The organism is Kitasatospora sp. NPDC094028, from assembly GCF_049543595.1.
Lineage (GTDB): Bacteria > Actinomycetota > Actinomycetes > Streptomycetales > Streptomycetaceae > Kitasatospora.
This window is the reverse complement of record NZ_JBMVFA010000035.1, coordinates 1-6006: the sequence shown is the minus strand read 5'-3', so window position 1 is coordinate 6006 and position 6006 is coordinate 1. Positions and strand designations below refer to the sequence as shown.

At 75.7% G+C, this 6006-nt stretch carries 1 protein-coding gene; it reads right to left on the bottom strand.

What is annotated here, in order from left to right; translation table 11 throughout:
• Positions 1–126: 126 nt before the first annotated feature.
• A partial coding sequence (locus ACPC54_RS34300; protein WP_498970371.1) for an SDR family NAD(P)-dependent oxidoreductase occupies positions 127–6006 on the bottom strand: 5880 nt, incomplete at its 5' end.

Here is a 6006-nt window from a genome sequence, read left to right as displayed (position 1 = left end):
TGGCCCCCGACGGGGCCCCCTACCGTGGGGGGGGAACCCCCACTCCGCGGGTGGGGCCCCCACCCCGGGCGGCGGGGGGCGCCCAGGCCCGGGCTCCCGCGACGCGGGGAGGCAAGGGGGCCGGGGTCAGTCGGCGAGGCCCAGTTCGTTGTCCAACAGGTCGAACATCTCGTCGTCCGAGGCCGACTCGAAGTCGAAAGCCCCGGAGCCCGATGCCCCGTCTGCGGCAGCGGCGCTCCGGGCGGCGAGCCACTTCGAGCGCAGCACCTCCAGGCGGGCGGCCACCTGGTCGAACAGCGCCTCGTCCGATCCGTCCACCTCGGTCGTCCCGAACGTCTGCTCCAACCGGTCGAGTTCGGCCAGCAGGGCGGCCGGACCCTCAGTGGGTTCGGGCTGGAGGCCGAGCCGCTCGAACAGGTGGTCCACCAGCTCCGCCACGGTCGGGTGGTCGAAGACCAGCGTCGCCGGCAGCCGCAGGCTCACCAAAGCGCCCAGGCGGTTGCGCAGCTCGACTGCCGTCAGCGAGTCCAACCCGAGGTCCTGGAAGGCCCGCTGCGGGTCCACCCCGGACGCGTCGGTGTGACCGAGGACCGCGGCGACCTGGCGGCGGACCGCTTCCAGCAGCGCCTCGTGTCGTTCGGCACCCGGCAGTTCGGACAGCCGGCGCACGAACTCGGCACCGCCGCCCGTCCCGCCGTCCGCGCCGGCGGCCGAGCCGCGCCGGACCGGCACGCGCACCAGGCCGCGCAGGAGCGGCGGGATCTCGCCGCGCCGGCTCAGGGCGGCCGGGTCGAGGCGGAGCGGCAGGACGGCGGGTGCCGTGCCGGCCGTGGTCGCGTCGAACAGGGCGAGGCCCAGTTCCGGCGTGAGCGGCGGCATGCCGGCCCGGGCCAGTCGTTCGGCCTCGGCCTCGGTGAGGGTGCCGGTCATGCCCCCGGTGCCGGTCCACGGGCCCCACGCCAGGGAGACCGCGGGCAGGCCGAGGCAGTGGCGGTGGCGGGCGAGTGCGTCAAGGAAGGCATTGGCCGCCGCGTAGTTGGCCTGGCCGGGGTTGCCGAGCGTGCCGGCCGCCGAGGAGAACAGGACGAAGGTCTCGACGCCTTCGGCGGCCCGGTGGAGGTTCCACGCGGCGTCCGCCTTCGGGCGCAGGACGGCGCCGATGCGCTCGGACGTGAGCGAGCCGATCGTCCCGTCGTCCAGGACGCCCGCGGTGTGCACCACCGCGCGGACGTCGTGGCGGGCGAACAGCGCGGTGACGGCGGCCTCGTCGGCGACGTCGCAGGCCTCGACGGCCGTCTCGGCACCGAGCCCGGCGAGTTCGGCGACCAGTTCGGCCACGCCGTCGGAGGCGCCGCCGCTGCGGCTGACCAGGAGCAGGCTGCGCACGCCGTGCTCGGCGGCAAGGTGCCGGGCCACCAGGCGGCCGAGGCCGCCGGTGCCACCGGTGATCAGCACCGTACCCTCGGTGGGCCAGCTCGGGGCCTCGGCCGCGAGCTCCTCCCGCGCCAGGCGGGCGGCGAACAACTCACCGTCCCGAAGCAACAGTTGCGGCTCATCGACGGTGAGGGCGGCGGGCAGGAGCTCGGTCTCGGCGGTGGCGAGGTCGAACAGGCCGAACCGGCCCGGCTCCTCCGAGGCCGCCGAGCGCACCAGGCCCCAGGCCGCGGCCCCGGCGAGGTCGGCGCCGGACACCGCGCCCCTCGTCACGAACACCAGCCGGGAGGCCGCGAACGCGTCCTCCGCGAGCCACGCCTGGACCAGCTCCAGGACGGCGGTCACCCTGGCGTGCACCGATTCGGCTTCACCAGACGGGAGTTCGGCCAGCACGACCGGCGGCACGTCGGCCCCTGCGGCGAGCCCGGCCAGCGCCTGCGCGGTCGGCTCGACGCAGACGAACGCCACGTCCGCGTCGGCGGGCACCTGCACCGGCACCCAGTCGAGGCGGAACAGCGCGTCGTGGCCGGCCGGGCGGACGGCCGCGCCGAGTTGCTCGGCGGCGATCGGCCGGACGGTGAGCGAGCCCACCGACGCGACCGGCCGGCCCTCGGTGTCGGCCGCGGCGAGCGCCAGCCCGCCGGATGCCGACGGCGCCAGCCGGACCCGCAGCGCGGACGCCCCGGAGGCGTGCAGCGCGACGTGCTCCCACGCGAACGGCACCCCGGCGCCGCCCTCGCCGAGCCCGCCGCCCACGGCGAGCGTGTGCAGGCAGGCGTCGAACAGCGCCGGGTGCAGACCGTAGGCGCCGCCCTCGACGCCCTCGGGCAGGGAGACGTCGGCGAAGAGCTCGTCGCCACGGCGCCAGACCGTCCGGAGGCCCTGGAAGGCGGGGCCGTACCCGAACCCGGCCTCCGCCAGGCCGCTGTAGAGGCCGGTCAGGTCGATCTGCTCGGCGCCGGCCGGCGGCCACACCGAGGCGTCGAACGCCGCCGGTGCCGCGCCCGTGCCCAGCACGCCGCCGGCGTGCAGGGTCCACGGGTGCGGGCCGCCCGAGCCGGGCCGGGAGTGGACGCTCACGGGCCGGCGGCCCGCGTCGTCCGGCGCCCCGACGGCGACCTGGAGCTGCACGGCTCCCGTCCCCGGGAGGATCAGCGGCGCCGCGAGCGTCAGTTCCTCGACGACGTCGCAGCCGACCTCGTCGCCCGCGCGCACGGCCAGCTCGACCAGCGCCGTGCCCGGCACCAGGACCGAGCCCATGACGACGTGGTCCGCCGCCCACGGGTGGGACCGCGCCGACAGGCGGCCGGTGAACAGCAGGCCGTCGCTGTCGGCCAGCTCCAGCGAGCCGGTGAGCAGCGGATGTTCGGCGTTCCTGAGCCCGGCGGACTCGGCGCCGCGGCCGGCGGGCAGGCCGGTCGGCCAGTAGTCCCGGTGCTCGAACGGGTAGGTCGGGAGCTCGGCGAGGTGCCGGCCGGCTCCGGCGAGCAGGGCCCGCCAGTCGACCTTCGCGCCGTGGACGTGCAGGCTCGCGAGGGCCTGGAGGAGGTTCGCCTCCTCGGGCCGGTCCTTGCGGAGCGCGGGGGTGGCCACGGCGTCGGCGTCGTCGGGCAGCGCGCTCGCGGTGAGCGCGGTGAGGACGGCGTCGGGGCCGAGTTCGAGGAAGCGGCGGACGCCTGCCTCGTGGAGGGTGCGGACGCCGTCGGCGAAACGGACGGCCTCACGGACGTGGCGCACCCAGTAGTCGGGGGTGCAGAGGTCCTCGGCCGGCGCACCGGTCAGGTTGGAGACGACCGGGATCGAAGGGGTGTGGTAGGTCAGCCCGTTGAGGACCTCGCGGAAGTCCTCCAGCATCGGGTCCATCAGCGGGGAGTGGAACGCGTGGGACACCCGCAGGCGCGTGGTCCGGCGGTCGGCGAAGTGCGCCTCGATCGCCGCGACGGCGTCATCCGCTCCCGAGACGACGATCGAGCGCGGGCCGTTGACGGCGGCGATCGACACGAAGTCGCCCAGCAGGGGCAGCACTTCGTCCTCCGTCGCCTGCACCGCGAGCATCGCGCCGCCGGACGGCAGCGCCTGCATCAGTCGGCCGCGGGCGGCCACCAGGGCACAGGCGTCGGCCAGGCTGAACACCCCGGCCACGTGTGCCGCGGCGACCTCACCGATCGAGTGCCCGGCCAGGAACTCCGCACGCACGCCGAGGGATTCGACGAGACGGTGGAGCGCCACCTCGACGGCGAACAACCCGGCCTGGGCGTACGCGGTCCGGTTCAGCAGCTCCTCGTCCTCACCCCACACGACGTTCCGAACCGGAAGCTCCAGAGCCTCGCACACCTCGTCGAAGGCACGGGCGAACACCGGGAAGCGGGCGTACAACTCCCGGCCCATGCCGAGCCGTTGCGAGCCCTGTCCGGAGAACAGGAACGCCGTCCTGCCGTCGGCCGCGACCCCGCGGGCCAGCTCCACGCCGTCCACGAGCACGGTGCGGTGCGGCAGCGCCGACCGCCCGGCCAAGGTGAACGCCACGTCCGCGGAGGGCAGTTCCCCGGCATCCGTGAGCCGCGCGAGCTGCGCGTCCAGTGCCGCCTCGGACTTGGCGGACACCACCCACGGCACCAGGCCGGGTGCGGCCTCGCTCTCCGGCTCCGCCGACTCGGGCAGCTCCAGGATGACGTGCGCGTTGGTGCCGCTGATCCCGAAGGACGACACGCCCGCACGGCGCGGATGGTCGGCGGCCGGCCAGTCGGTGCGCTCGGTGAGCAGCTCGACGGCGCCGGCCGTCCAGTCGACGTGGGTGGAGGGCTGGTCGATGTGCAGGGACCGCGGGAGCACTCCGTGCTGCATCGCCAGCACCATCTTGATCACGCCCGCGACACCGGCCGCGGCCTGGGAGTGGCCGATGTTGGACTTGATCGAGCCGAGCAGCAGCGGGACGTCGCGGTCCTGGCCGTACGTCGCGAGGAGCGCCTGCGCCTCGATCGGGTCGCCCAGCGTCGTCCCCGTGCCGTGCGCCTCGACGGCGTCCACGTCGCCGAACGACAGCCCCGCGCTCGCCAGCGCCTGCCGGATCACGCGCTGCTGCGACGGACCGTTCGGCGCGGTGAGGCCGTTCGACGCACCGTCCTGGTTGACGGCGCTTCCCCGCAGGACCGCGAGGACGCGGTGACCGTTGCGGCGGGCGTCCGACAGCCGTTCCAGCACCACCATGCCGATTCCCTCGCCCCAGCCGACGCCGTCCGCCGCCTCGGCGAAGGCCTTGCTGCGGCCGTCCGCGGCAAGGCCGCGCTGCCGGGAGAACTCGACGAACGTCGCCGGGGTGGACATCACCGTCACGCCGCCGGCCAGGGCCAGTGTGCACTCGCCGCTGCGCAGGGCCTGCGCGGCCAGGTGCATCGCGACGAGGGACGAGGAGCACGCCGTGTCGACCGTGACCGCTGGGCCTTCAAGGCCGAGGGTGTAGGCCACCCGGCCCGAGGCCACGCTCCCGGCGCTGCCGCTGCCCTGGTAGCCCTCGAACTCGCCGCCGCCCAGCAGGCTCGCGTAGTCGGCGTACATCACGCCCGCGAAGACGCCCGTCCGGCTGCCGCGCAGCGTCACCGGATCGATGCCGGCGCGCTCGAAGGCCTCCCACGAGGTCTCCAGCAGCAGGCGCTGCTGCGCATCCGTCGCCAGCGCCTCGCGCGGGCTCATCCCGAAGAACGCCGCGTCGAACGCCGCCGCCTCCCGCAGGAACCCGCCCGTCCGGGTGCAGGACGTGCCGCTGTGGTCCGGGTCCGGGTCGTAGAGGGTCTCGACGTCCCAGCCGCGGTCGGCCGGGAACTCCGACACCGCGTCCACACCGTCGGCCACCAGGCGCCACAGGTCCTCAGGCGACGCCACGCCGCCGGGGTAGCGGCAGGCCATCCCGACGAGCACGATCGGATCGTCGGACGGGACGGGCAGGGCCGCCGGGACGTCCACGGTCTCCGCGGTGCCGAACAGGCCTTCCAGCAGGAAGCCGGCGAGCGCGTGGGCGGTCGGGTAGTCGAACACGACGGTGGCCGGCAGCTGGAGACCGGTCACGGTCCGCAGCCGGTTGCGCAGTTCGACCGCCGTCAGCGAGTCGAAGCCGAGGTCCTGGAAGGCCCGCGACGGGTCCACCGTCGCCCGGCCCTCGTGGCCGAGCACGAGCGCGATCTGGTCCCGCACCAGGTCCAGGACGGCTTCGCGCCGCTCCTCACCGCCCAGGCCCGACAGCCGACGGGTCAGGTCGATCGCGGCGGGGGCCGTGGCCGCCCGGCGCGCCGAGGTCCGGACCAGACCGCGCAGGAGGGCGGGGACGTCGCCCCGGCCCCGCAGGGCGGGCAGGTCGAGCCGGACGGGCAGGACGGCCGGCCCGGCGCCGGTGGCGACCGCGTCGAACAGCGCCAGCCCGTGCTCCGGGTCGAGCGGCGGCACGCCTGCGCGGGTCATCCGCTCGCGCTCGGCGTCGGTGAGCGTGCCGGTCATGCCGGCCACGTCCGACCAGGGCCCCCAGGCGAGGGAGACGGCGGGCAGGCCGAGCGAGCGGCGGTGGACCGCCAGGGCGTCCAG